The organism is Stenotrophomonas sp. TWI587 (assembly GCF_039674145.1).
GTDB classification, from domain to species: domain Bacteria; phylum Pseudomonadota; class Gammaproteobacteria; order Xanthomonadales; family Xanthomonadaceae; genus Stenotrophomonas; species Stenotrophomonas maltophilia_AY.
Genome location: NZ_JBDJMW010000008.1, coordinates 68,638 through 92,326, shown reverse-complemented (window position 1 = coordinate 92,326; position 23,689 = coordinate 68,638). Strand labels below are relative to the sequence as shown.

At 67.6% G+C, this 23,689-nt stretch carries 19 protein-coding genes; 3 read left to right on the top strand and 16 right to left on the bottom strand.

Features of this window, described 5'->3' with window-relative positions:
- Positions 1–2 precede the first annotated feature (2 nt).
- Complete coding sequence (locus ABE464_RS14205) at positions 3–809, top strand: MBL fold metallo-hydrolase (protein ID WP_346472497.1); 807 nt, start codon at positions 3–5, stop codon at positions 807–809.
- 58 nt (positions 810–867) lie between these two features.
- Here the strand turns inward: ABE464_RS14205 and ABE464_RS14200 are convergent, their stop codons facing one another.
- The 3 genes from ABE464_RS14200 to ABE464_RS14190 are packed head-to-tail and all read right to left on the bottom strand — an operon-like array spanning position 868 to position 3,003.
- Positions 868–1,437 (bottom strand): hypothetical protein, encoded by a 570-nt coding sequence (locus tag ABE464_RS14200; RefSeq protein WP_346472496.1) that lies wholly within the window; start codon positions 1,435–1,437, stop codon positions 868–870.
- The gene (locus ABE464_RS14195; protein WP_346472495.1) at positions 1,434–2,645 is read right to left on the bottom strand and encodes a TonB family protein; all 1,212 of its coding nucleotides are present in this window, start codon (positions 2,643–2,645) and stop codon (positions 1,434–1,436) included. Before ABE464_RS14195 ends, ABE464_RS14200 begins: the two co-directional genes overlap by 4 nt.
- Positions 2,638–3,003 (bottom strand): BlaI/MecI/CopY family transcriptional regulator, encoded by a 366-nt coding sequence (locus ABE464_RS14190; RefSeq protein WP_259259297.1) that lies wholly within the window; start codon positions 3,001–3,003, stop codon positions 2,638–2,640. Before ABE464_RS14190 ends, ABE464_RS14195 begins: the two co-directional genes overlap by 8 nt.
- Positions 3,004–3,250: 247 nt before the next feature.
- Between ABE464_RS14190 and ABE464_RS14185 the strand changes: the two genes are divergently transcribed.
- Positions 3,251–5,197, top strand: coding sequence for an acetyl-CoA hydrolase/transferase C-terminal domain-containing protein (locus tag ABE464_RS14185; protein ID WP_346472494.1), 1,947 nt, complete (start codon positions 3,251–3,253; stop codon positions 5,195–5,197).
- Positions 5,198–5,292: 95 nt separating this feature from the next.
- Here the strand turns inward: ABE464_RS14185 and tkt are convergent, their stop codons facing one another.
- From tkt to ABE464_RS14120, 13 genes are all read right to left on the bottom strand, one after another.
- Positions 5,293–7,302 (bottom strand): transketolase, encoded by a 2,010-nt coding sequence (tkt, locus tag ABE464_RS14180; protein ID WP_346472493.1) that lies wholly within the window; start codon positions 7,300–7,302, stop codon positions 5,293–5,295.
- Between the two features lie 151 nt (positions 7,303–7,453).
- Positions 7,454–8,797 (bottom strand): dicarboxylate/amino acid:cation symporter, encoded by a 1,344-nt coding sequence (locus tag ABE464_RS14175; protein ID WP_123730323.1) that lies wholly within the window; start codon positions 8,795–8,797, stop codon positions 7,454–7,456.
- Between the two features lie 67 nt (positions 8,798–8,864).
- On the bottom strand, positions 8,865–10,568 hold the full coding sequence (locus ABE464_RS14170) for a BatD family protein (RefSeq protein ID WP_346472492.1): 1,704 nt from the start codon (positions 10,566–10,568) through the stop codon (positions 8,865–8,867).
- Positions 10,565–12,277, bottom strand: a complete 1,713-nt coding sequence (locus ABE464_RS14165; protein ID WP_346472491.1) for a VWA domain-containing protein — start codon at positions 12,275–12,277, stop codon at positions 10,565–10,567. The genes ABE464_RS14170 and ABE464_RS14165 overlap by 4 nt, the downstream gene beginning before the upstream one ends.
- Complete coding sequence (locus ABE464_RS14160; protein ID WP_346472490.1) at positions 12,274–13,281, bottom strand: VWA domain-containing protein; 1,008 nt, start codon at positions 13,279–13,281, stop codon at positions 12,274–12,276. The genes ABE464_RS14165 and ABE464_RS14160 overlap by 4 nt, the downstream gene beginning before the upstream one ends.
- The gene (locus ABE464_RS14155) at positions 13,278–13,739 is read right to left on the bottom strand and encodes a DUF4381 family protein (protein WP_346472489.1); all 462 of its coding nucleotides are present in this window, start codon (positions 13,737–13,739) and stop codon (positions 13,278–13,280) included. The genes ABE464_RS14160 and ABE464_RS14155 overlap by 4 nt, the downstream gene beginning before the upstream one ends.
- Positions 13,736–14,659: a DUF58 domain-containing protein gene (locus ABE464_RS14150; protein WP_346472488.1), complete on the bottom strand. Its 924-nt coding sequence runs from the start codon at positions 14,657–14,659 to the stop codon at positions 13,736–13,738. Before ABE464_RS14150 ends, ABE464_RS14155 begins: the two co-directional genes overlap by 4 nt.
- 5 nt (positions 14,660–14,664) lie before the next feature.
- Positions 14,665–15,687 carry a MoxR family ATPase gene (locus tag ABE464_RS14145; protein ID WP_346472556.1) on the bottom strand — a complete coding sequence of 341 codons (1,023 nt, stop codon included), beginning with the start codon at positions 15,685–15,687 and terminating at the stop codon, positions 14,665–14,667.
- Positions 15,688–15,826: 139 nt separating this feature from the next.
- The gene (locus tag ABE464_RS14140; RefSeq protein WP_346472487.1) at positions 15,827–17,803 is read right to left on the bottom strand and encodes a type IV pilus secretin PilQ family protein; all 1,977 of its coding nucleotides are present in this window, start codon (positions 17,801–17,803) and stop codon (positions 15,827–15,829) included.
- Positions 17,804–17,823: 20 nt separating this feature from the next.
- Entirely contained in the window at positions 17,824–18,360 is a 537-nt protein-coding gene (locus tag ABE464_RS14135) for a pilus assembly protein PilP (protein ID WP_346472486.1), read from the bottom strand.
- Positions 18,357–19,034: a type 4a pilus biogenesis protein PilO gene (locus tag ABE464_RS14130; RefSeq protein WP_346472485.1), complete on the bottom strand. Its 678-nt coding sequence runs from the start codon at positions 19,032–19,034 to the stop codon at positions 18,357–18,359. Before ABE464_RS14130 ends, ABE464_RS14135 begins: the two co-directional genes overlap by 4 nt.
- Positions 19,031–19,852, bottom strand: coding sequence for a PilN domain-containing protein (locus ABE464_RS14125; RefSeq protein WP_346472484.1), 822 nt, complete (start codon positions 19,850–19,852; stop codon positions 19,031–19,033). The genes ABE464_RS14130 and ABE464_RS14125 overlap by 4 nt, the downstream gene beginning before the upstream one ends.
- Positions 19,852–20,910, bottom strand: a complete 1,059-nt coding sequence (locus tag ABE464_RS14120; protein ID WP_123730869.1) for a pilus assembly protein PilM — start codon at positions 20,908–20,910, stop codon at positions 19,852–19,854. Before ABE464_RS14120 ends, ABE464_RS14125 begins: the two co-directional genes overlap by 1 nt.
- Positions 20,911–21,133: 223 nt before the next feature.
- Between ABE464_RS14120 and ABE464_RS14115 the strand changes: the two genes are divergently transcribed.
- Positions 21,134–23,554, top strand: coding sequence for a penicillin-binding protein 1A (locus tag ABE464_RS14115; RefSeq protein WP_346472483.1), 2,421 nt, complete (start codon positions 21,134–21,136; stop codon positions 23,552–23,554).
- Positions 23,555–23,689: the final 135 nt, after the last annotated feature.

The following is a 23,689-nucleotide window of genomic DNA, read 5'->3' as shown; positions in this document are numbered from 1 at the left end:
CCATGTCACTGCACGTCGCCAGTTTCTTCCACCCGGACAGCCACACCTTCAGTTACGTGGTGCATGACCCGGCGACGCTGCAGGCGGCGGTGATCGATCCGGTGCTGGATTACGACCCGGATACCGATGCACTCGGTGCAGGGCCCTTGCAGCCGCTGCTTGCCCATGTGCGCGACAGCGGCCTGAAGGTAGGTTGGCTGCTGGAGACACACGCCCATGCCGATCACATCAGCGCCGGGCGCTGGCTCAAGACGCAGTGGCCCGATGCGACGCTCGCCATGGGCCAGGGTATCGTGCAGGTGCAGCGCACGTTCGCACCGCGCTACGCACTGGACGTGCCGACCGACGGCTCGCAGTTCGACCGTCTGTTCGCCGATGGCGAGCGCTTCGCGCTGGGTGATCTCGAGGGCGAGGTGATCGCCGTGCCGGGCCATACCAGTGACAGCGTTGCGTATCGGATCGGCGATGCGCTGTTCACCGGCGATTCGCTCTTCATGCCCGACGGCGGCACCGCCCGCTGCGATTTCCCGGGCGGTGATGCGGGACAGCTGTACCGGTCGATCCAGCGGTTGCTGGCATTGCCCGACGCGACCCGTGTCTTCATCTGTCACGACTACGGTCCGGGCGGCCGCGAGGTCGCCAATCAAACCACGATCGGCGAACAACGCGCGCACAACATCCATCTGCGCGATGGCATCAGCGAGGCGGACTTTGTCGCCACCCGTCAAGCCCGTGACGCCACCCTGCCCGAGCCGAAACTGATGCAGCCCTCGGTAAAGGCCAACCTCCAGGGCGGTCCGGAAAGGTAGCGCCGGCCGCTGGCCGGCACCCCCTTATTGCCCGGTTGACACAGGTCGCCTTGCCTGTTCAGCGTCCTTGCCGCCGCACCACGTGTTGCCCTTTCACGATCTCGAACGTGAAGCCGTACAGCAGGCTTACCGGCACCGGTTCGATGCGCTCAGCGCCTTCGCAGTCTCCCCGATCCGTCGGCACGCGCTGCGGGGGAAAATGACAGACCGCTGCGGGGGTGTAGCGCCACATCGCCACGGCTTCCTGCGCGGCCTGCATTAGCGGCGCGTTCTCCGGCGCATTGCCGGCCGCGCACTCGCCGCGATCACTCAACGGCACACTGCGCTCCACCCTGCCCTGCGCATCGATCACCACCTGCAGGCACACCATGGTCGGTGCCAGCTCGCGCCGAGGATCGCGCTCCCCGACCACCGGATCGGGCGCCGCGTAGAGCTGCGGCATGCGGTAGCCCTCGGTGGGGCCGAGCTGATACGTCCCCACCTGCGCGCTCCCGGTGGTGCCCCCGCTGGCCTGCAGACGCTGGTGGTCCACGTTCTCGGCACGCGTGTCCACCGTGGTGATCTGATCGTGCCCTGCACAGCCCGACAGAAGCAGCAAAGACAGCGCCGTTGCCACCTCCCGCCTCATCGCGCGGGCTCGTCGTCATCCATGGCGAACGTGACAGGAATCTTCAGCGCCGAGGCGACCGCTTTGCCATTCTTGATCGCTGGTTCGAAGGTCCACTGCTCCGCGGCAGCCACCGACGCCGCATCGAAGATGCCCGCCGGGGTGGCCTCCAGCACGCGCACGCTGGTGGCCTTGCCGTCGGCGTCGACGTTCACCTGCAACACGACCTTGCCGACGATGCCTTGCTCGAAGGCAATCTTCGGATAGGACGGTGGCGGCATCATGCGGGCAGTCGCACCGCGATCGGCCGGCATATCGACCTGTCCCATCCCGCTGACGGCAGCCGCTGCGCTGCCCTGGCTGGCCCAGGCCACTGTGCCCAGACCCACACACAACCCGACCACCAGCACCTGCCCGGCCATCCACGGCAATGCGTTCCGCTTGTGTTCCTTCAACATGGCAATACGCTCCTTCAACATCGGTTGGCTGCGCCAGTGGCAGGCCATCGGCGCAACCGGGTGGACCAACTGCGCCTTCAGCAACGCGTTGGCATAGAGCCGGCGCAGGGCCGGATGCGGGTCGACCGTGCGTGCGTCGCAGGCCAGTTCCTGGTCCCGCAGGAACCGGCGCGCCACCCACGGCAGCAACGGGTGGAACCAGAACACGCAGCGCAGCGCGGCCAACGCGGCGTTTGCCCAGGGATCGCCATGACGGCGGTGGCTGTGTTCATGGCGCAGGATCAGGTCCTGCTCGGCGGGGCTGAACCGCTGCTCGAAGTCCGGGCCGACCACGATCCGCGGCTTCCACAGGCCCACCAGCGCCGGCAGGCCGGGATCGCGACTGGCCTGCCAGCTGCCATCCCCGCGCAGTTGCAGCTTCCCCAGCGCATGTTCAAAGCGACGTTGCGCGCGCCAGCTGAGGCCAGCCATCGCCACTGCGCCCAGCAGCCACACCGCCAACAGCAGCAGCGGCCACTGCGAAGCATCGCTGGGCACGGCAGGCGCGCGCAGGGCCGAGGCCATGACCATCACCGGCTCTGTCTCAGTGATCGGCAGCCGTGGCAGTGGCAGATAAGGCACCACCAGCATCAACGGCAGCACCCACCAGCTGCGATACGCCAGCGCCGCGCCGCCCAGACGCAGCAACACCGGCCGTGCGGCGGCCACCACAAGCGCCGCCAGCGCCAGCCAGACGCTGGCCTGCAGCAACCCATCAAGCAGCTCAGTCATGGTCCAGCTCCCGGATCAGTTGCTTGAGCTCGGCGATGTCCTGCGCGCTGAGCTCCCCGCGCTGGCTGAAATGCGCAACCAGCGGCGCGACGCGGCCATCGAACACGCGATCCAGAAAGCCTTCGCTCTGTTCGGCCACCCAGGCGTGGCGCTGCAGCACCGGCGAATACAGATAGCGGCGCCCGTCGCGGCTGGCACTGATCGCCCCCTTGGTCAGCAGCCGATTGAGCAGCGTCTTGATGGTGGGCTCGGCCCAGTTCCGGCTGGCCAGCGCGGCCATCACCTCATCGGCGCCCAGCGGATGATTGCGCCACAGCACCTCCATCACGACAGCTTCGGCTTCACTGATCTGGCTCATCATTTACACCCGTAATCGACGGTTCGATTACGCCCGTAATCAGCACGGGTGTCAACCCCTTCGACAGCCGGTTCATGCAGCCACTGCCAGCATCGGTGCATGCCCCACGGAGCCCTCGATGAGACGCTGCCGAATATTCGATGACAGCGGTGCACGGTCCCTGCGCACCGGCGATGACGTCGCGCGTCGCCGTCTGTTCAACCCCGGAATGCTGTAATGACCGCATGATTTCGCAGGATAGTGCCGCATGACCGAACACCTGACCGACCTGGACGCCGCCGTCGACTGGCTGCTGCAGCGGGTCGATGGCCCCCTGCGCATCGGCGCACCGCTGGCGCTGGGCAAGCCGCACCGGCTGCTCAACGCCCTGTACGCGCGCGTGGAAAATGATGCCTCGCGGCCGCTGCAGCTGTACACCGCGTTGTCGCTGAACCCGCCGCGCGGCGGCGCCGGGCTGGAAGCACGCTTCATGAAGCCGTTCGCCGAGCGTCATTTCGGCGAGGACTTTCCGCGGCTGGCCTACGCCGATGCGATGGTGCGCGACCAGCTGCCGGCGCATGTGCAGGTGGAAGAGTTCTACATGCAGTCCGGTGCACTGCTCGGCTCGTCGCAGGCGCAGCGCAGCTACACCAGCCTCAACTACACGCACGCCGCCGATGCGGTGGCCCAGCGCGCGCCGCACGCGATCGTGCAGAAAGTAGCCATGCGCGCGAATGACCGACGCCTGTCGCTGTCGTGCAACAACGACATCACCCAGGACACGCTGGATGCGATGGTCGCGCGCGGGCTGCCCCGGCCGTTGATGATCGCCGAGATCGATCCGCAGCTCCCGTATCTGGACGGCTCGGCCACGGTGGATGTGTCGTTCTTCGATCTGGTGATTACCCCGCCCGGGCCGTACCCGGAACTGTTCGGTCTGCCGCGCCAGCCGGTCAGCGATGCCGACTATGCCATCGGCCTGTACGCCAGCACGCTGGTGCGCGATGGTGGCACGCTTCAGATCGGCATCGGCACGCTGGCCGATGCACTCAGCCATGCGCTGGTACTGCGGCATACCGACAACGCACGGTATCGCCAGATTCTGCAGGCGCTGGATCCCGGCCTGGCCCACCACCCCACCGTGCTGGAATGCGGTGGCCTGGAGCCGTTCGAGATTGGCCTGTATGGCTGCAGCGAAATGCTCAACGAAGGCTTCCGCCGGCTGGTCCAGACCGGCGTGATCCGGCGCAAGGTGCATGACGATCTGGCGCTGCTGCAGCGGATCGAGAACGGCACCGCGTGGACCACCGATTACGCCACCCTCGAGGCCGAGGGCCAGTACCTGCACGGTGCGTTCTACCTGGGCTCGCCGGAGTTCTACCAGTGGCTGCGCGACCTGCCCGATGACGAGCGCAGCGCGATCGGCATGCGCCGCATCAGTGAGATCAACCAGCTCTACGGTGGCGATGAAACGCTGGAGCGGATGCAACGCCGCGATGCGCGCTTCTTCAACTCCTGCATGATGGCCACCGCGCTCGGCGCCGCTGTCTCCGATGCACTGGAAGACGGGCGCGTGGTCTCCGGCGTGGGCGGCCAATACAACTTCGTGGCGATGGCGCATGCCCTGCCCGGCGCCCGCAGCGCGCTGATTTTCCGCGCCACCCGTGAGGACAAGGGCGTGCTGCAGTCCAACGTGCGCTGGAACTACGGGCACACCACGATCCCGCGGCATCTGCGCGATCTCTACATCAACGAGTACGGCATCGCCGATCTTCGCAACATGACCGACGAGGACTGCGTGATCGCCATGACTGCGATCACCGATGCGCAGTTCCAGTCGGCACTGCTGGACAAAGCGAAAGCCTCGAAGAAGCTCGCGGCTGGTTTCACCGCGGCCGGTGATGGGCGGCGCAACACAGCCGCCGCCGTCAGCGCCGCGCTGGCACCGTTCCGCCAGTCCGGCCTGTTACCGGACTATCCGCTGGGCAGCGATTTCACCGAAGTGGAGCAGCACCTGGTCAAGGCGCTGGGCTGGCTGAAGCAGAACACGCAGACGCCGATGGCCAAGCTGCGCACGGTGCTGGCGGCGGTGACGCAACCGGCCGGTGATGGGGATCAGGCCTATCTGCAGCGAATGGGACTGGAAGCGCCGAAGACGTTCGGCGAACGCATCGAGGCGCGGCTGGTTCGGTTGGGCTTGGCACGCACGGCGTGATGCGCGCCGTCCATCAATCCAGAACGCAGAAGGCCGGCGTTCGCCGGCCTTCCTTTTGATGGCGCCGAGCGTGGCTCGGCGCTATCCAGCCGCCATCAGTTCGCCAGCTGCGCCTTGGCCGCAGCCACGACGTGCTCGGCGGTGATGCCGAAGTGCTTGTACAGCGCGTCCGCCGGGGCCGACGCACCGAAGGTGTCGATACCCACCACCGCACCGTCCAGGCCCACGTACTGGCGCCAGAAACCGGTGACACCGGCTTCCACGGCCACGCGGTTGCGCACGGCGTTGGGCAGCACGGACTCGCGGTACGCCGCGTCCTGACGTTCGAACACGTCGGTCGACGGCATCGACACCACGCGGGTCTTGATGCCGGCGGCATCCAGTTCCGCCTTGGCAGTCACGGCCAGGCCCACTTCCGAACCGGTGCCGATCAGGATCACGTCCGGCACGCCGCCTTCGGCGTCGGCCAGCACGTAGCCACCGCGCGCGATCTGGGCGACCTGTTCGGTGCTGCGCGGCTGGTGCGGCAGGTTCTGGCGGCTGAACACCAGGCAGCTCGGGCCATCCTTGCGGGTGATCGCCGACTTCCAGCTCACCGCCGATTCGACCGCATCGCACGGGCGCCACACATCGTTGTTCGGGATGTACCGCAGCGAGGCCAGATGCTCCACCGGCTGGTGGGTCGGGCCGTCTTCGCCGAGGCCGATCGAATCGTGCGTGTACACGTGGATCGCATGGGCCGGGATCAGCGCGCTCATGCGCACGCCGTTGCGGGCGTAATCGCTGAACACCAGGAAGGTGGCATCGAACGGAATGAACCCGCCATGCAGGGCCAGGCCGTTGGCGATCGCGGTCATGCCGAACTCGCGCACGCCGTAGTAGACGTAGTTCGCGTTCGGGTCATCGGTGGCGACCGACTTGCTGGCCTTCCACAGGGTCAGGTTGGAGTGCGCCAGATCGGCCGAACCGCCCACCAGCTCCGGCAGCAGCGGGGCGAACGCTTCGATCGCCAACTGCGAGGCCTTGCGCGAGGCGATGGTCTGGCCATCGGCCTGGACCTGGGCGATGTAGGCATCGGCCTTGGCGATGAAGTCAGCCGGCAGCTCGCCGTGCGAACGACGGATCAGCTCATCGGCTTCGGCCGGGAACTGCGCGGCGTACTTGTCGAACTGCTGTTCCCACTCCGCCTGGCGCAGGGTGCCGGTACCGCCGGCACGCCAGCCGGCGTAGATCTCTTCGGGAATCTCGAACGGGCCGTACGGCCAGCCCAGCTGCTTGCGGGTCGCGTCCAGCTCATCCTTGCCCAGCGGGGCGCCGTGGCTGGATTCCTTGCCCGCCTTGTTCGGCGAACCGAAGCCGATGGTGGTGCGGCAGCAGATCAGGGTCGGCTTGTCGAACTGCGACAGCGCGCTGTCGATCGCGGCCTTGATGCTGTCCGGATCGTGGCCATCGACGCCGCGCACCACGTTCCAGCCATAGGCTTCGAAACGCTCGGGGGTGTTGTCGGTGAACCAGCCATCGGTGTTGCCGTCGATGGAGATGTGGTTGTCGTCCCAGAAGCAGACCAGCTTGGACAGGCCCCAGGTACCGGCCAGCGAGGCGGCTTCATGCGAGATGCCTTCCATCAGGCAGCCATCGCCCAGGAACACCCAGGTGCGGTGGTCGACGATCTCGTGTTCCGGACGGTTGTAGCGCTGTGCCAGCAGTTTCTCGGCCAGCGCAAAGCCCACGGCGTTGGCCAGACCCTGACCCAGCGGACCGGTGGTGGTCTCCACGCCGGGGGTTTCATGGTGTTCCGGATGGCCGGCGGTCTTGCTGCCGAGCTGGCGGAACTGCTTGAGCTGTTCGATCGGCAGGTCGTAGCCGCTCAGGTGCAGCAGCGCGTACTGCAGCATCGAGCCGTGGCCGTTGGACAGCACGAAGCGGTCGCGGTTGAACCACTTGGGATTCTTCGGGTTGTGACGGAGATAGTCGTTCCAGAGCACTTCGGCGATGTCGGCCATGCCCATCGGCATGCCGGGATGACCGGACTTGGCGGTTTCAACCGCATCAGCGGCGAGGAAGCGGATGGCATTGGCCAACTGGCGGCGGGTAGGCTGCGTCATGGTTCTGTCGGAATCGGGAGGCGGCCGCGAACGTGCGGGCGGCCCATTGTCCCACAGCTGATCGACCGGGTCAGGCCGGAGACAGGCCAGCCGTTAAACGAAGACGCCCCGCGCGAGGCGGGGCGTCAGGGAACACCGGGCCTGCGCAGGCTTAGTCGCGCGGGGCCGGCGCGGGTGCCGGGGCCACGGCCGCCACCACCGGGCCATCGTCCACCTCGCCCTTGGCCACCAGGGTGGTCAGGGCCAGATCGCCGGTCACGTTCAGTGCGGTACGGCACATGTCCAGGAAGTGGTTCACGCCCAGGATCAGGCCGATGCCCAGCGGGTTCACGCCGACCATCGCGCAGATCATCGCCACCACCGGCAGCGAGCCGGAGGGCACGCCTGCGGTGCCGATACCGCCCAGGATGCAGACCGCCATCACCATGATCTGCTGGCCGATGCTCAGGTCCACGCCGAAGAACTGCGCCAGGAAGATCACTGTCACGCCCTCGAACAGCGCGGTGCCGTTCTGGTTGGCGGTGGCGCCGACGGTCAGCACGAAGCGCGAGACTTTCTGCGGCAGGCCCATCTGGTCGGCCACGCGCAGCGCGGTCGGCAGGGTGGCGTTGCTGGAGGCGGTGGAGAACGCCATCACGGTGGCCTCCTGGGTGTCGCGGAAGAACGCCAGCGGCGAGCGCCCGGACAGCCACACGGCCACGCCGTAGGTCACCACCATGTGCAGGCCCAGCGCCAGCACCACCACGCCCACGTAGGCGCCCAGGCGGATGATCAGCTCGAAACCGAACAACGCGGCCAGGTTGAACATGAAGCAGGCCACCGCGTACGGGGCCAGGCGGATGACCAGATTGATCAGGGTCATCGAGACTTCGAAGATGCCTTCGATGGCACGACGCAGCGGGGCCACCTTCTCTTCGGGCGAAAGCACCATGCCGATGCCGAACATCAGCGCGAAGAACATCAGCGACAGGATCGCGCTGTTGCTGGAGGCCGCCTCGACCACGTTGCCCGGTACGATCGACAGCAGCATGTCCATGCCCTTCGGCGTGCCATGGATGCCGGCGACGATTTCCTTGCTGCGCTCGGCATTCTCGGCCAGCATCTGCGCGGCCACGACCGGGTCCACGCCCACGCCGGGCTTGAGCACGTTGACCAGCACCAGGCCGATGCCCACGGCGATGCCGGACAGGACGATGGTGTAGGCCAGTGTCTTCCAGCCGATGCGGCCGAGGGCGCGGATGTCGCCCATCTCCGACACGCCCATGATCAGCGCCGAGAAGATCAGCGGCACGATCAGCATGAAGATCAGATTGAGGAACAGCCCCGACGCCGGGCTGGTGATGTAGTCCATCACCCATTTGGCCACGCCGCTCAGGCCGTCAACGGTGCCGCCGAGGGCATGCACGGTCAGCCCGAGGACCAGGCCGATGATGAAGCCAATGCCCATTTTCCAGTGCAAAGGCAGTTTCTGCCGGGTCGTTGCGGCCTCAGTCATGGAGCGGCGTTCCTCGAAAAAATGAAATCAGCTTAGCAAAGGCAGCCGCCCTGACCGACACGCCTTTTTATGAATGCGCAGATGGGTACAACGGCGCAAGGCCATTGTTCTGCGCGGCCGCGCGCACCCGCCAGTGTGGTCCGTCATGGAAGGCACGCCGCAGGTCCTGCCGGGCCTGCCCGACATCGCCGCCCTGCCCGCCCCAACGGACCTGCTGCATCCTTACCAATGCCTCGCGCTGCTGGGCATCGTCGAGGTGCTCCAGCACCTGGTCCAGGGTCTGCACACCGCCCATGCCCGCCAGCACCGCGACGATCTCATCGAGCCCGCCCGCTTCCATGGCACGGCGCAGATCGGCGCGGGTGTACGCGCTGCGTGCCGCGGCGGCGGGAACGCCGCCTTCGGCACCGCGCACGGCAACCGGGCGCCCGCGTCGGCGCCAGCCCCAGGCCAAGGTAAGCAGCCACAGCACGGCCAGGCCGGCCGACAGCCCGATCCAGCCCCACGGCCGTGACGCGCCCTGCGCCGGGGCCAACTGCAGGTCGGGTGAAGATGCCGCCGGCTCGCCCGGCAGGGCCGAGATGGTGTCTACCGGCAAGGTCGGCGCGGCAACGCCACCAACGCCGGTGGCGATGTCCAGCTGCAGGTCCGGCAGGCTGGCACTGCGCGGCTGGCCGGCCGCGACATCCCACCACGCCATGCGCAGCCCCGGCACGGTCAACGGCCCGGCCTGACGCGGCACGATCGCAAAGCGCCGGGTGAGCTTGAGCTGCGGCGTGTTGCCGTTGAAGGTTTCATCGAACTGCGGCGGCTCGGCGAACACCTGCGCGCCTGGGCCGACGTCCGGCACCGGCAGCTCCGGGAACTGCGCCTTGGTCGCGCCCTCGGCTATCGCCTCGACCACGATGGTGGCCGCTTCACCGGCACGGCCGGTGGTGGGCGCGGCGGTGTAGCGCAGGCGCAGCCCGTGCAGGGGCAGCCACGGTTGCGGTGCCGAGGCTGGCTGCGCCTGGACCTGCAGCGTGCGCTCGGCCGAGGCGGCACGCAGCCGGCCATCACCGCCGAACATGTCATTGAAGAAGCCCCCCGCGCTGCGCCCGTTGAACTGCGCGGCCGGCAGCACCAGCGGGCCGCTGCGTTCGGGGATCAGCAGAAAGCGCCGCTCCACCACGTTGTAGCGGCGGCCGTTGACCTCGCGCACCTGGCTGCGGTCATCGCCCACCCGCTGCAGCGATGCACCGGCCGGCGTATCGAGCACCAGTTCACCACTGAGCAGCTGCGCGGCGTAGAACAGCCGCACCACCACGCCCACGCTCTGCTGCACATAGGGTGTGGGATCGTCGACCTCGGTTTCCAGGAACACGGCGGCGTTGCTGCTGGCCGCCGCCGGGGCAGCGGCGCTGCTGGCACCGACCTGCAGGGTGAGTGGCTGCGTGCGGCTGCTGCCCACCTGCAGAGCGGGGATCTGCAGCGTGCCGCTGCGCCTGGGACTGAGCAGCACGGCATACAGCGCACGCGAGGTCATCGCGCCATTGGTCCACTGCACCTGGCGACTGCTGGTCTGGTTGCTGAGCTCGAAGTCGGTCCGCAGCGGGCCGTAGTCCGGCGCCCCGCCACCCGCATCGGATTCGATGTTGAGGGTGACGGTATCGCTGTCGGTGATCTGCTCGCGGTCCAGCCAGGCGCGGGTCTGCGCGTGCGCGGCCATGCTCGCGCACAGCAGCAGGGCGAGCCCGGCGCGCAACCAGCGCTGTATCGTGGAATGTGTCATCGCCCTTCCCGTTTCCTGCGTTCATTTTCCAGCTGGAACTTGGCCCGCAACAGGCTGCCCGGGTCATCCGGCACGCGACGCATCCAGGCTTCGACGGCCTGCTGCTGCTCGCGTTGCTGCGGCGTGCCGCTGACCTGGCCCTGCGCCTTGTCGGTGCCGTCGTGCTTCCCTTGGCGCTGCATCGCCTGCTGCATGCGCTCGCGCTGGGCCGCGTCGGCCTCGGCCTGCGCTTGACTGTCGGCCGCTTGCGGCGACTTCTCGCCCGTTGATTGGCCATCCTTCGGATCACCGGACGAGGGCGGCGGCGAACCGTCACCGTCCTTGCCCTGTCCTTGGTTCTTGCCGGCGTCGGGCTTGTCGGGTGGGTTCTTTCCGTCTTTCTGATCGTTGTTCTGGTCGTTGTTCCGGGGGGGCTTGCGCTTGCGTGCGGCATCGACCGCGGCGCGGTTGGCGACCGCGTCGGCCATGCCCGGATGCTTCTTCAGCGCGCGGTCGTAAGCGTCGATGGCCGCGTCGTACTGGCCCTGCCGCGCCAGCGCGTTGCCCAGGTTGTACCAGCCGGCATCGGTATCGATCCCCTCGAACTGCTGCTGCGCCGCCTTGAAGTCGCCCTTGCGGTACGCATCCACGCCGGTGGACAGGCGCTGCTGATCGACCTGATCGCCGCGTTGCCACCACGTGCCTTCTGCTGCGTGCGCAGACGTCGGCATCGCCATCGGCAACGCTGCCATCATCACCAGCACCGCCAGCGCACCGCGCCGACGGAACGCGAACAAGGCCAGCAACATCAGCGGCGGCAGCAACCAGAAGCCCTCATCGCGCCAGGTACGGCCCTGCCCTTCGCGGCTATCGTCGGCGCTGACCCGCGGGATCAGCACATCAAGCGCGGCCAGATCCTTGTCGTCGCTGGCGATGCGCGCATAGCGACCGCCACCGCGGCTGGCCACGCCGCGCAGGGTGGCCTCTTCCAGCCGCGCCCGCACGATCTGGCCCCCGCCGTTGCGATACGCCGCGCCCTGCGGCGTGCCCAACCCGAGCACGGAGACCACGAAGCCCTGCGCACGTGCCGAGGCCGCGGCCTGCCCGGCATCCGCATCGGCGCGGTCGGTGAGCAGGAGAATGTCGCCGCCGCGCGCACCGGATTGCTGCAGCAGCTTCACCGCGGTTTCCAGTGCACGGTCGGCACGCTGACCATCGCGGGGCATGACGTCCGGTGCCAGCGCGTCCAGATACAACGCGACATTGGCCATGTCGTCGGTGAGTGGCGCCACCGTGTAGGCATCATCGGCATACACCAGCAGGGCGACTTCGCCGCCTTGGCGCTCGCGCAGCAGCGTGGCCAGTTTGGCGCGCGCCTGCAGCAGCCGCGAGGGCGGCAGATCGGTCGCGGTGACCCGCGAGGAAAGATCCAGCGCGACCACCAGCGGCGACGGCGTCTGCCACAACGGTTGGGCGACCTGCCGCCATGAGGGACCCGCCAGTGCCACGATGGCGATCGTTGTGCCGAGCAGCAGCAGGATCAACCCGCCCCAGGCGCGACGGTCGCGGCCGACCAGCAGATGTCGCAGCAGATGCGCATCGACCGCGTGCCGCCACACATTGCTGCGACGCCGACGCAGCCACCAGATCGCCACCAGCAGCGGCAGCGCGAGCAGCGCCCACAACGCATCAGGGCGCATGAAGTGCAGTGCAGTCCAGTTCGCGATCATCGCCACCGCCTCGGCAGCAGCCAGGCCAAGCCGGCCAGCAGCAATGCCAACGCCAGCGGCAAGGCGTAGCGTTCGATCCGCGGCCGCACCGCCGGGCCAGCGGATTTGACCGGCTCCAGCCGTTGCAGCTCGGCGTAGATACCGGCCAGCTCTTCGGTGTTGCGCGCGCGGAAGGAGCGGCCACCGGTGAGTTCGGCGATCTTTTTCAAGGTGGCCTCGTCGACCGGGTCTTCGCCGGGGGCGATCTGCACGCCGAACAGGCTGATGCCGCCGTCGCCGCCAAAGGCCACGGTATAGACGCGCACGCCTTCGGTCTGCGCCAGTTCGGCCGCACGCAGCGGTTCAAGCACGCCGGCGTTGCTGACGCCGTCGGTAAGCAGGATCAGCACGCGCTGGCCCTCGGGTTGTTCGCGCAGGCGCTTGACCGCCAGCGCGATCGCATCGCCAATGGCGGTCTCGCGACCGGCCAGGCCGACCACGCTGTCGCGCAGCTGGTCGCGCACGCTGGTGAGGTCGGCGGTCAACGGGGTCAGGGTGTAGGCACGCTCACCGAAGATCAGCAGCCCTACCCGGTCGCCCACACGGCGGTCGAGGAAATCGGCGAGCACGGCCTTGGCCGCGGTCAGGCGCTCCACCACCTGGTTGCCGAGCATCATGTCCGCTTCGCTCATGCTGCCGGACACGTCCACCGCGAGCATCATCTGCCGGCCCTGCTGCGGCGGCGTCACCGCCTCACCCAACTGCTGCGGCCGCGCGGCGGCCACGCACAGGCAGGCCCAGGCGAGCCACAACACGGCACGGCCCAGCCCTGCCCCGGCGCCGCCCGACGCAACGCCCAGCGACTGCAGTTGATCGGCCGCATACGGCACCCGCAACGCGGCACCCGCGCCGGGCCGCGAAGGCCACCACCGCATCAGGATCGGCAGCGGCAGCGCCAGCAGCATCCACGGCCACGCCAGCCCGTCGAGCCAGCTCAACCATGTCGGCAGTGTGAGTGCGATCATCGGCGCCGCTCCGTCAACAGCGACAGATAGCGGCGGCGTGCGAGCACCCGCAAGCGCTGCACCGCCTCTGCATCCACGCTGGGGCGGTAGCCGCCATCGCGCAGCAGCGCACCGTCGCCCTCGGAAAAAGCGCGGCTGTTCTTTTCATCGAGAAAGGCCAGCCATTCACTGCCCTGCAGACGTTCCGCGCCGGGCTGGTACCGACGTGCCGCGCGGCGCAGCAGCTCGGCGATCGCCGCGACCTCCAACACTGGCGAACCGGCCTGGGCTACCTGGGCATCGAACAGATCCAGCCAACGCTGGCGTGCACGGCGCCGGCGCCATTGCCAGATCCAGATCGCGGCCACCACCACGACGATGGCAGCCAACACCAGCCACCAACCGGGCGCAGGCGGCCACCACGACGGTGACGGTGGCAGCTGCACATCGCGCAGCGGCAGCGACGCAGCGGCGCTCATGCCACCACCGCGGTTGGCAACGGGCTCAACCAGCTGTCGCTCGCGTCATCGGTGGCGACCACATGCACCTGGATGCGGCGCGCGGCCAGACTGTTCTGCAGCGCTTCCAGTGGGGCCACGAAACGGTCGCGCCAGTGCTCGCGCACCGCTGCGCTGCCCAGATCCAACAGCACGCGGCGGCCCTGCGAAAGAAACGGCAATGCCTCGGCCGGCGGTGCCAGCTCCAGCGGATCGACCAGCAGCATCACCACCACTTCATGGTGCATGGCCAACGCGGCCCAGCGCGCAGGGCTGATCGTGGCCGCGCGCGCCGGATCGGCCAGCACCACCACGCGTGCACCGGGGCGCAGCAGCCGCGCCGCCTGCTCCAGCGCGCGATCCAGGCCGGCGTCTTCGGCGGGCGGTTCGGCGTACCAACGGGTCAGGGCATCGAGCACGCGCAGCACACCGCGCGTGCCGCCGGCCGGTGCGATCGGCGGCTCCTGGGTGCTGCCACGCACGGCAGCTAGGCGGTCGCCCTGGCGCTGCGCCAGCCACGCCGCGACGGCACCCACGCGCGCGGCCTGCACGGATTTGAAGCGGACCCGCGTGCCGAAATACAGCACCGGGTCAGTATCGGCGACCAGCAGCGTCAAGCGCTCGCGCTCGGCCTGGAAGAGTTTGGTATGCGCGCGCCCGGTGCGCGCGGTGACGCGCCAGTCGATGTGCCGGGCGTCATCGCCCGGCACGTACTCGCGCGACTCGGCGTACTCCATGCCGCGCCCGCGCGCGGGCGACGGCGCACTGCCGGCATGACCGAGCCGACCACGCCGCGCCGGTGGCGCGCGATGCGCACTGCGGCGCAACGCCACCAGTTCGGCCAGGCTCGGCTGCAGGCCATCGCCTTCCAGCGGCGTGGCGGTATGCACGGGCACGTCCATGGCGCTCAGGGCGCCGGCACGCGGGCCAGCAGCTCGGCAACCAGCCGCTCGCCGTCCCACCCCTCGGCGGTGGCTTCATAGCTGGGCAGCACGCGATGTCGCAGCACGTCCGGGGCCACGCTGCGCACGTCTTCCGGGGTCACGAAGTCGCGGCCGGCCAGCCAGGCACGCGCACGTGCGCAACGCTCCAGCGCGATCGAGCCACGCGGGCTGGCGCCCCAGGCGATGCGCCGGGCGAGTGCCGGGTCGTAACGGGCGGCATCGCGCGAGGCCAAGACGATTTCGATGAGATAGCGCTCCAGCGCCGGCGCCATGTGCAGCGACAGCACCGCCTTGCGTGCAGCGAACACATCGCTCAACGGCATGCGGGCGGGCGCGGCGGCCGGGGTGGACAGCGCCTCCCGGGCCCGCTCACGCGCCAGCCGCAGGATCTCGGTCTCGGCGTCCGAATCCGGGTAGCCGATCCGGACGTGCATCAGGAAGCGGTCAAGCTGGGCTTCGGGCAGCGGGAAGGTGCCCTCCTGCTCGATCGGGTTCTGCGTGGCCATCACCAGGAACAGCGACGGCAGCGGATAGGTGTGGCGGCCCACGGTGACCTGGCGCTCGCCCATCGCTTCGAGCAGCGCGGACTGCACTTTGGCCGGCGCCCGGTTGATTTCGTCGGCGAGCAGGATCGGGTGGAAGATCGGGCCAGGCACGAACTCGAAACGCCCTTCCTGCGGACGCCAGATCTCGGTGCCGGTCAGATCGGCCGGCAGCAGATCCGGGGTGAACTGCACGCGGGAGAAATCCGCATCGAGGCGGGCGGCCAGCGCGCGGATGGCCGTGGTCTTGGCCAGGCCGGGTGCGCCTTCCACCAGCAGGTGGCCATCGGCCAGCAGCGCGGTCAGCAGGCGCTCCACGAGCGCGCTCTGGCCCACGATCTCAGCGGACAAGGCATCGCGCAGAGCGCGGAACGCATCGTGCAGGCGGTCGTGCTCCACCGGAGCGGATGAGGGGGTATCGGGCATGGGGGGCGGCAGATTCATGGCATCCATGTGACCTCCACGGTGGGCAGAGGTTCCATCGCCATGATGGCAGGACAGCGCCGGTTACGACATCAAGATTGGCTGAACGCAGAAAGGGCCGCACGGGGCGGCCCTTTCGTCACTGCGACGTCGATGGATCTCAGTTGACGGCAGGGTTGGACTTGGCCACGCGCAGCACTTTGGGGGTCACGAACACCAGCAGTTCGGCCTTGTCCTTGTTGCGGCTGCGCTTCTTGAACAGATTGCCCAGGAACGGCACGTCGCCCAGGAACGGCACCTTGTTGATGCTGGTGCGGTCGGTGAACTCGTACACGCCGCCGATGACCACGGTCTGACCGTCGTCCACCAGCACCGCAGTGTTCACTTCGCGGCGGTTGATGGTCGGCACCTGGCCGTAACCTTCCAGCAGAATGTACTGCTCCACTTCATCCTTCTTGACCGCCATGTTGAGGAACACACGGTTGTCGTTGGTGATGGTGGGGGTGACCTTCAGCTCCAGAACCACTTCCTTGAACTGGACGTTGGGCTGGGCCGCGGCACCGGCCGCACCGCCACCGCTGATGGTGACGTAGCCGATTTCCTTACCCTGCTTGATCACCGCTTCGCGCTGGTTGGTGGTCACCACGCGCGGGTTGGAGATCACTTCGCCGCGCGATTCGGCCTGCATGGCCGAGAGCTCGACATCCAGCAGGTAACCGGCATTGAGGATCGACAGCGCAAGCGAGCCGGGATTGTTGATCGCGGCCACCGGCAGGTTCCAGTTCAGGCCTTCGGCGAACTTGGTCGGCCCACGGACCGGAATCGCGCCGGTGCGGCCACCGGCCACCCACTCGTTGATCGCCTTCTGGTACTCGGCGTCCTTGGTCCCGCGATCGGTGATGTTGGAATGGTTCTGGTCGGTGTTGGCACCGAAGAACACATCCTGGCGGCTGCCGCTGATGCCGAACTTGGCACCGAGTTCGCGCGCGAACGTATCGGTGGCGATCACGATGCGGCTTTCGATCAGCACCTGGTCGACCGGGCGGTCGATCACGTTGATCAACTCACGCATCCGCGCGATCTTCTTCGGGATGTCGCTGATCATCAGCGTATTGGTGCGCTCATCGGCCACGATGCGCCCGCGCGAGGACAGGAACCCGCTGTCTTCCTGCGAGCTGCCGCCGCTGCCACCGCTGCTGCCGCCGATGCCCTTGGCTTCGGTCAGTGCTTTGAAGATCGCCCCGGCATTGTGGTAGTTGATCTGCACGTAATCGGTGACCAGATCCTCGCGGTTCTCGATCGCGATGCGCGCGTCTTCCTTGTCCTGTTCGAACTTGGCCAGCTCCGGCTGCGGCGCGACCCAGATCACGCCGCCATCGCGGCGCTTGTCCAGGCCCTTGGCCCGCAGCACGATGTCCAGTGCCTGGTCCCACGGCACGTTGACCAGGCGCAGGGTCACATTGCCCTGCACGCTGTCGGAGGCGACCACGTTGAGGTTGGATTCCTCGGCGACCAGCTGCAGCACGGTGCGGACCGGCACATCCTGGAAGTTGAATGTCACCGGCTTGCCGCTGTAGCCGCGCTGGCCCAGTGCTGCCGCTGCCTGGCTCACGCTGGTGGCGGTGATCGCGCCGGCCGCCGGTGCTGCCTGGCGTGGACTGATCTCGACCACGTACTCATTGCCGCTCTGGTAGGCCAGCGACTCGAATGCGGTATTGGTGTTGAGGACCAGCTGGGTGCCGCCGCCGTAGGGCTTGGGATCGATGCGCTGCACCGGCGTGGCGAAGTCGGTCACGTTGATCGGCTTCTGCAGGCTCTCCGGCAGGCGCGCGTTGCCCACGTCGATGACGACGCTGTTGCCCTGGCTGCGCAGGTCCGGGCTGGCGCCCTGCCCGTCGAACTGCAGGATCAGTCGGCCGGCGCCATCGTCGCCGCGCTTGAAATCGATCTTGGACACCGACAGCGAGGCCGGTGCGCCTGCCGGCGCGGTGGTGGCCGCCGGCTTGGGCACTGCGCCGCCGGGCGTCGCCGCCATCAGCGTACCGTTGGCCACCATGAGCGCGACTCCCAGCGCGCACAGGTGGAGCAACTTATGGCGCCGGACGGAATGCAGCCGCAGGGCGTTGGAAAAGGTCATCGTGCTATCCCCATAATCATTCATTGATCTTCAAGCGCGAGCGTTGCCGGACGTTCCAGCCAGCCACCCGCGCCATCCGGCACCAGTTCAATCAGCTCAATCCGGTCCTCGAAGACCCCGGTCACCCGCCCGTCGCTCTGCCCCAGATAGACGCCCGGACGCACCCGATAGGTGACCTTGTCCGGTGCCATCACCAGCACGACGAGCCCGCCCCCACGGCCGATCGAACCCACCATGTCCAGGCTGTCCAGCGGGAAATCTTCCAGCGGCTCCTTGCGGCGGTTCGGATCCGGACGCAGCCCCGATCCCCCTTGCGGATTGGCCCAGGCGTCGGTGAACGGGTCGCGCATCCCCTGCGCGGAATATTCAAACGTCTCGAACTGCTGCATCACCGGCAGCGGCTCAAGCGGCGGTGCCGGACGTGCACGCACGTCGGCCACCCACTTTTCCAGGTTGGGCGCATCGCCGGGGGTACTGGTCACGCCGCGTGCGCAGCCGGCCAGCAGTGCGACCCCCAACAGGCCGCATACCCGTGCGGTCGAGGTCAGGCGGCTCATTTCCGGCCTCCCTTCTTCGCGGCTTTTTCTTTTTCAGCGGCGGCCTTCTCCTGCGCTTCCATCTCCACGTCATCCAGGTAACGGTAGGTCTTGACCGTTCCGGACAACTCCAGCGCACCGCTGCGGGCGGTGATGCCGGTCTTGGGATCCTTCGGCTTCAGGTTGATGTCGTGCATGGTCAGGATGACCACGCGCGGCAGCGAGGCCACACCGCTGACGAACGCACCGAACTGGTGGTAACTGCCCACCATGCGCAGGGCGATCGGCTTTTCGGCGTAGAACTCCTTGGGCTGCTCGGCACCCGGCTGGAACAGCTCGTTGGACAGGCCGCTGGACAGTGCCGTCTGCGAGATGTCGATGATCAGGTCCGGCATTTCGGTCTTGCTGGGCAGCTGGCGCAGCATCTGCTGCAGCACCTGCTCCATCTGGGTCAGCTGCTGCTTGAGCGGCTCCAGGTTGACCGCACGGCCCTGCTCTTTCTCGAACTCACCGCGCAGCTGGCTCTCACGGCTTTCCAGCGAGGCCAGCTCATCGCGCTTGCCACTGATCAGCAGGAACCACGACATGATCATGATGAACAGCGCCAGCAGCACGCAGAACACCACTTTGGCCTTCTGCGGCCAGTTGCCGATGTTGTTGAAGTCCAGCTCTTTGAGATTGATCTTCTGGCTCATGCGGCGGCCCCCTTCTGGGCCGGGGCCGGCGCCGCCGGTTGTGCAGGTTGCGTGGACGGCACGATGCGGCTACCGGCAGGTTTGGCCGGGTCGGCGGCATCGGGCGATGCCGGTGCATCCGTCGCCGGCGCCGGCGACAACGGCGCCACCGGCGGAACCGGCGTGGCGCCCGGCGGCGCGGGATCGGCGGTCGGCTCGATCACACTGCCATCGGCGGCCAGCTCGGTAACGCTGCTCTGGGCGGGCAGATTCACCTTGACCACGAACATGTACGGCAGCGACTTGATGTCCGCGACCGGACCGCTGGCCGCGCCCGCCTTGTCACGCTCCGGGGCTTTGGCTTCGATGATCGACAGCTCCGGGTTGGTCATCCAGCCCGAGCTTTCCAGGTTGCGCATGTAGGCGCTGACCCGTGCGTTGGATTGCGTGCGGCCTTCCAGGGTCAGCACGTCGCCCTCCTGCTTGAGCGTGGTCAGCACCACCCCGTCGGGGATGGTCCGGACCAGCGCATCGAACAGGTGCACCATCTGCGAGCGCTTGGCCTGCAGTTCCTCGATGACGGCCTTGCGGGCCAGCAGTCGATCCTTCTGCCGGTCCAGGCGCTCGATTTCCTTGTTCTGCTCCTTGACCTTGTCGATCTCGGCCTGCAGGAAGGTATTGCGATCGGCCTGGCCGCTGACCTGACGGTCGTAGTAGAACCAGATCAGCAGCGACAACAGCAGGCCACCGATGGCCGCCCCGCCCAGCATGGCGTAGAAGTCGCGCTGGCGTTGCTTGCGCCGCTCGGCGCGCCAGGGCAATAGATTGATACGCGCCATCAGTCAAAGCTCCTCAGCGCCAGACCGGTCGCGATCATCAGCGCCGGGGCGTCCTGGGCCAGCGCGTGCGCCTGCACCTTCGGACCCAGCGTCATCTGTGCCAACGGGTTGGCCACCACGGTGGCCACGCCCAGCTGCTCTTCCACCATGTCCGGCAGGCCGGTCAGGGCCGCGCAACCGCCGGCGAGCACGATGTGGTCGACCCGGTTGAACTCGCTGCCCGCATAGAAGAACTGCAGCAGGCGGCTGATCTGCTGGACGGTGGCTTCCTTGAACGGCTCGAGCACTTCCATCTCGTAGCTTTCCGGCAGCCCACCCTGGCGCTTGGCCAGGCCTGCTTCCTCATAGGTCAGCCCGTAGCGGCGCATCACCTCGTCGGTCAGCTGCTTGCCACCGAACACCTGTTCGCGGCTGTACAGGCTGCGGCCCCCGCGCAGGACATTCAGGGTGGTCATGGTGGCGCCGATGTCCACCAGCGCGACCACGCCATCACTGGCCACCGGCAGTTCGCTGGCGACCAGGGCAAAGGCGTTCTCGACCGCGAAGGCCTCCACGTCCATCACCCGCGCGACCAGCCCGCCCAGCTCCAGTGCCGACTGGCGCAGCTCGACGTTCTCCGAACGCGAGGCGGCCAACAGCACCTGGACCATTTCCGGGTTGTTCGGAATCGCACCCAGCACTTCGAAATCGAGGTTCACTTCCTCGATCGGGTACGGGATGTAGTTGACCGCCTCGAGCTCGACCTGGGCTTCCATCTCGTTCTCGTCCAGATCGGCCGGCATCGGGATCAGCTTGGTGATCACGGCCGAGCCGGCCACGGCCGCGGCGGCATGCCGTGCCTTGGTCCCGGAGCGGTTCACGGCACGTCGAATGGCCTCCCCGACCGCTTCGACCTCCACGATGTTCTTTTCCACGACCGCATTCGGCGGAAGCGGTTCCACGGCGTAATGTTCCACGCGGAAACGATTGCCGCTGCGGGATAGCTGCAACAGCTTTACTGCAGTCGAGCTGATATCGACGCCGATAAGAGGCGACTGGCTTTTTGGGATAAGCCCCACGGTTTCTCCCCTGCCGATGGGCACTTGGACGCAGAACCTGCGACCGCGCATTAATAACGTTTTTTTTGCAAATCGCAACCGTCAAGCTGTAAAACGAGCACCACTGCTCGTTTCACGCGTCCCCAGACGGTGATCGACTGCTCTCCCCAGGAACAACCCCAGCCGTTCCCTTGCGTAATCTATACTCTGCGACCACGAAATTCGCAATCGGAATCTGTCACTGATGACACGTCTTCGCCGTTGGCTGCGCTGGATGCTGGTCGCGTTCCTGGTCCTGGCATTGATCGGCGCCGCGGTTGCCGGCGGCCTCTACTACGCCATCTCCTCCAAACTTCCGGACGTGCAGACCCTGCGCGACGTGGAGATGCAGGAGCCCATGTATGTCTATGCCAGCGATGGCAAGCTCATGGCGGTGTTCGGCGAGACCCGGCGCACCCCCATCACCATGAAGGACGTCCCGGAGCGCCTCAAGCAGGCCTTCCTGGCCACCGAGGATGCCCGCTTCTACGAGCACGGCGGGGTGGACTACAAGGGCATCGGCCGCGCGGTCTGGCTGCTGGCCACCACCAACGACAAGCGCGTGCCCGGTGGCTCGACCATCACCCAGCAGGTCGCCCGTCAGTTCTTCCTGAGCTCGGAGTACAGCTACACCCGCAAGCTGGCCGAGATCCTGCTGGCGCGCAAGATCGAGAGCGAGCTGAGCAAGGACGAGATCTTCGAGCTGTACCTGAACAAGAGTTTCTTCGGCAACCGCGCCTACGGCGTGGCCGCCGCGGCCGAGTTCTACTACGGCAAGAAGCTGGGCGAGCTGGACCTGGACGAGATGGCCTCGCTGGCCGGCATCCCCAAGTTCCCCTCCTCCGGCAACCCGATCAGCAACCCCGAGCGCGCCCGTGAGCGCCGCGACTTCTATGTGCTGCAGCGCATGGCCAGCCTGGGCTTCATCTCCCAGGCCGAGGCCGACGCGGCCAAGGCCGTGCCGATGCACGCCACCGCGCATGAGCCGCCGGTGCAGGTCGAGGCGCCCTACGTGGCCGAACTGGTCCGCCAGGAAATGATCGCCCGCTTCGGCGGCGACGTGGTCAACAAGGGTTACCACGTGACCACCACGATCAATGCCGAGCTGCAGACCGCGGCCAACCTGTCGGTACGCGACGGGCTGCTGGCCTACGACCACCGCCACGGCTGGCATGGCGTGGAGCAGCACGCCGAGGTCCCGGCCGATGCCGATGCCGCCGCGCTGGCCCTCAAGCTGGTCGGCATCCCGGCCCAGACCGGCCTGCTGCCGGCGATCGTGGCGGCCACCGCCGCCGATGGCAGCGCCACCGTGGTGCTGGGCAACCGCAGCGAAGTGGTGCTGCCGGCCAGCGCCGCCCGCTGGACCAACAAGACCCCGGCCAAACTGGTCACCCGCGGCGACATCGTGCGCGTGCGGGCGGGTGAGAAAGAAGGCGAGTGGCTGCTCGACCAGATCCCGCGCGGCCAGGCCGCGCTGGTCTCGCTGGACGCCGAAAACGGCGCGCTGAAAGCGCTGGTCGGCGGCTTCAGCTTCTCCGGCAACAAGTTCAACCGTGCCACCCAGGCGCGCCGCCAGCCGGGGTCGAGCTTCAAGCCCTTCATCTACGCCGCCGCCTTCGACAAGGGCTTCAATCCGGCCTCGATCGTGCTCGATGCCCCGGTCGTGTTCCGCGACCGCCGCGGCAAGACCTGGTCGCCACAGAACGACGGCGGCGGTTTCCGCGGCCCGATGCGCCTGCGTGAGGCGCTGGTGCAGTCGCGCAACCTGGTCTCGGTGCGCCTGCTTGATGGCATGGGCGTGGATTACGCGCGCAAGTACATCAGCGAGTTCGGCTTCGCCGAGGCCGAGCTGCCGCCGAACCTGTCGATGTCGCTGGGCACCGCCTCGCTGACCCCGCTCTCGGTGGCGCGCGGCTATGCGGTGTTCGCCAATGGCGGCTCGCGCGTGGACACCTGGCTGATCGACCGGGTCACCGACCGTGACGGCGTGGAAGTGTTCAAGGAGAACCCGGCCATCGCCTGCCGCGACTGCGCTGGCAGCAGCGGCGTGCCGGTCAGCCAGGTCGTGGACGGCTTCAACTTCGGCTCCGCGCCCGCGGCCAACGCCGCACCGGCCAAGCCGCAGCAGGCTGCCGCCGTCGAAGTGCCGGTACCGGTCAACCCGGATGCCAAGGTCGCGCCGCGCGCGATCGATGCCCGCACCGCGTACCAGCTCAACTCGATGATGCGCGACGTGGTCCAGCGCGGCACCGGTACCGCGGCCAAGGTGCTCGGCCGCGAGGACGTGGGTGGCAAGACCGGCTCGACCAACGATCACCGTGATGCGTGGTTCTCCGGTTTCGGCGGCCCGTACGCGACCACGGTGTGGGTCGGCCGCGACGACTTCCGCTCGCTGGGCTACCGCGAGTACGGCGGCCGCGCCGCCCTGCCGATCTGGATCGAGTACATGCGCGTGGCGCTGAAGGACACACCGATCGCGCAGAACGAGCCACCCTCGGGCATGGTCCAGGCCACGCTCAACGGTGCGACCGAGTGGGTCAAGGTGGAGGATATGGAGAAGCTGGAGGAGTACGACTTCAACGGCCACACCCCGCAGGCCGACGACGCGGCGTTCGATATCTTCTGACCACATGCGCCGGGTACGCCCGGCGCCGCGATGGAGAACAGGCCGGGCACTGCCCGGCCTTTTTTTGACTTCCCCGCGGGTGGACCCACGCGTGACGCGACTCTACCCGCCTGTCACATCGCCGGTGTACATTGC

What these genes read in the sequence shown, in the direction of transcription:
- ABE464_RS14205 (WP_346472497.1), top strand. Translation starts at nt 3, where the DNA reads ATGTCACTGCACGTCGCCAGTTTCTTCCACCCGGACAGCCACACCTTC.
- ABE464_RS14200 (WP_346472496.1), bottom strand. Translation starts at nt 1,437, where the DNA reads ATGAGGCGGGAGGTGGCAACGGCGCTGTCTTTGCTGCTTCTGTCGGGC.
- ABE464_RS14195 (WP_346472495.1), bottom strand. Translation starts at nt 2,645, where the DNA reads ATGACTGAGCTGCTTGATGGGTTGCTGCAGGCCAGCGTCTGGCTGGCG.
- ABE464_RS14190 (WP_259259297.1), bottom strand. Translation starts at nt 3,003, where the DNA reads ATGAGCCAGATCAGTGAAGCCGAAGCTGTCGTGATGGAGGTGCTGTGG.
- ABE464_RS14185 (WP_346472494.1), top strand. Translation starts at nt 3,251, where the DNA reads ATGACCGAACACCTGACCGACCTGGACGCCGCCGTCGACTGGCTGCTG.
- tkt (WP_346472493.1), bottom strand. Translation starts at nt 7,302, where the DNA reads ATGACGCAGCCTACCCGCCGCCAGTTGGCCAATGCCATCCGCTTCCTC.
- ABE464_RS14175 (WP_123730323.1), bottom strand. Translation starts at nt 8,797, where the DNA reads ATGACTGAGGCCGCAACGACCCGGCAGAAACTGCCTTTGCACTGGAAA.
- ABE464_RS14170 (WP_346472492.1), bottom strand. Translation starts at nt 10,568, where the DNA reads ATGACACATTCCACGATACAGCGCTGGTTGCGCGCCGGGCTCGCCCTG.
- ABE464_RS14165 (WP_346472491.1), bottom strand. Translation starts at nt 12,277, where the DNA reads ATGATCGCGAACTGGACTGCACTGCACTTCATGCGCCCTGATGCGTTG.
- ABE464_RS14160 (WP_346472490.1), bottom strand. Translation starts at nt 13,281, where the DNA reads ATGATCGCACTCACACTGCCGACATGGTTGAGCTGGCTCGACGGGCTG.
- ABE464_RS14155 (WP_346472489.1), bottom strand. Translation starts at nt 13,739, where the DNA reads ATGAGCGCCGCTGCGTCGCTGCCGCTGCGCGATGTGCAGCTGCCACCG.
- ABE464_RS14150 (WP_346472488.1), bottom strand. Translation starts at nt 14,659, where the DNA reads ATGGACGTGCCCGTGCATACCGCCACGCCGCTGGAAGGCGATGGCCTG.
- ABE464_RS14145 (WP_346472556.1), bottom strand. Translation starts at nt 15,687, where the DNA reads ATGAATCTGCCGCCCCCCATGCCCGATACCCCCTCATCCGCTCCGGTG.
- ABE464_RS14140 (WP_346472487.1), bottom strand. Translation starts at nt 17,803, where the DNA reads ATGACCTTTTCCAACGCCCTGCGGCTGCATTCCGTCCGGCGCCATAAG.
- ABE464_RS14135 (WP_346472486.1), bottom strand. Translation starts at nt 18,360, where the DNA reads ATGAGCCGCCTGACCTCGACCGCACGGGTATGCGGCCTGTTGGGGGTC.
- ABE464_RS14130 (WP_346472485.1), bottom strand. Translation starts at nt 19,034, where the DNA reads ATGAGCCAGAAGATCAATCTCAAAGAGCTGGACTTCAACAACATCGGC.
- ABE464_RS14125 (WP_346472484.1), bottom strand. Translation starts at nt 19,852, where the DNA reads ATGGCGCGTATCAATCTATTGCCCTGGCGCGCCGAGCGGCGCAAGCAA.
- ABE464_RS14115 (WP_346472483.1), top strand. Translation starts at nt 21,134, where the DNA reads ATGACACGTCTTCGCCGTTGGCTGCGCTGGATGCTGGTCGCGTTCCTG.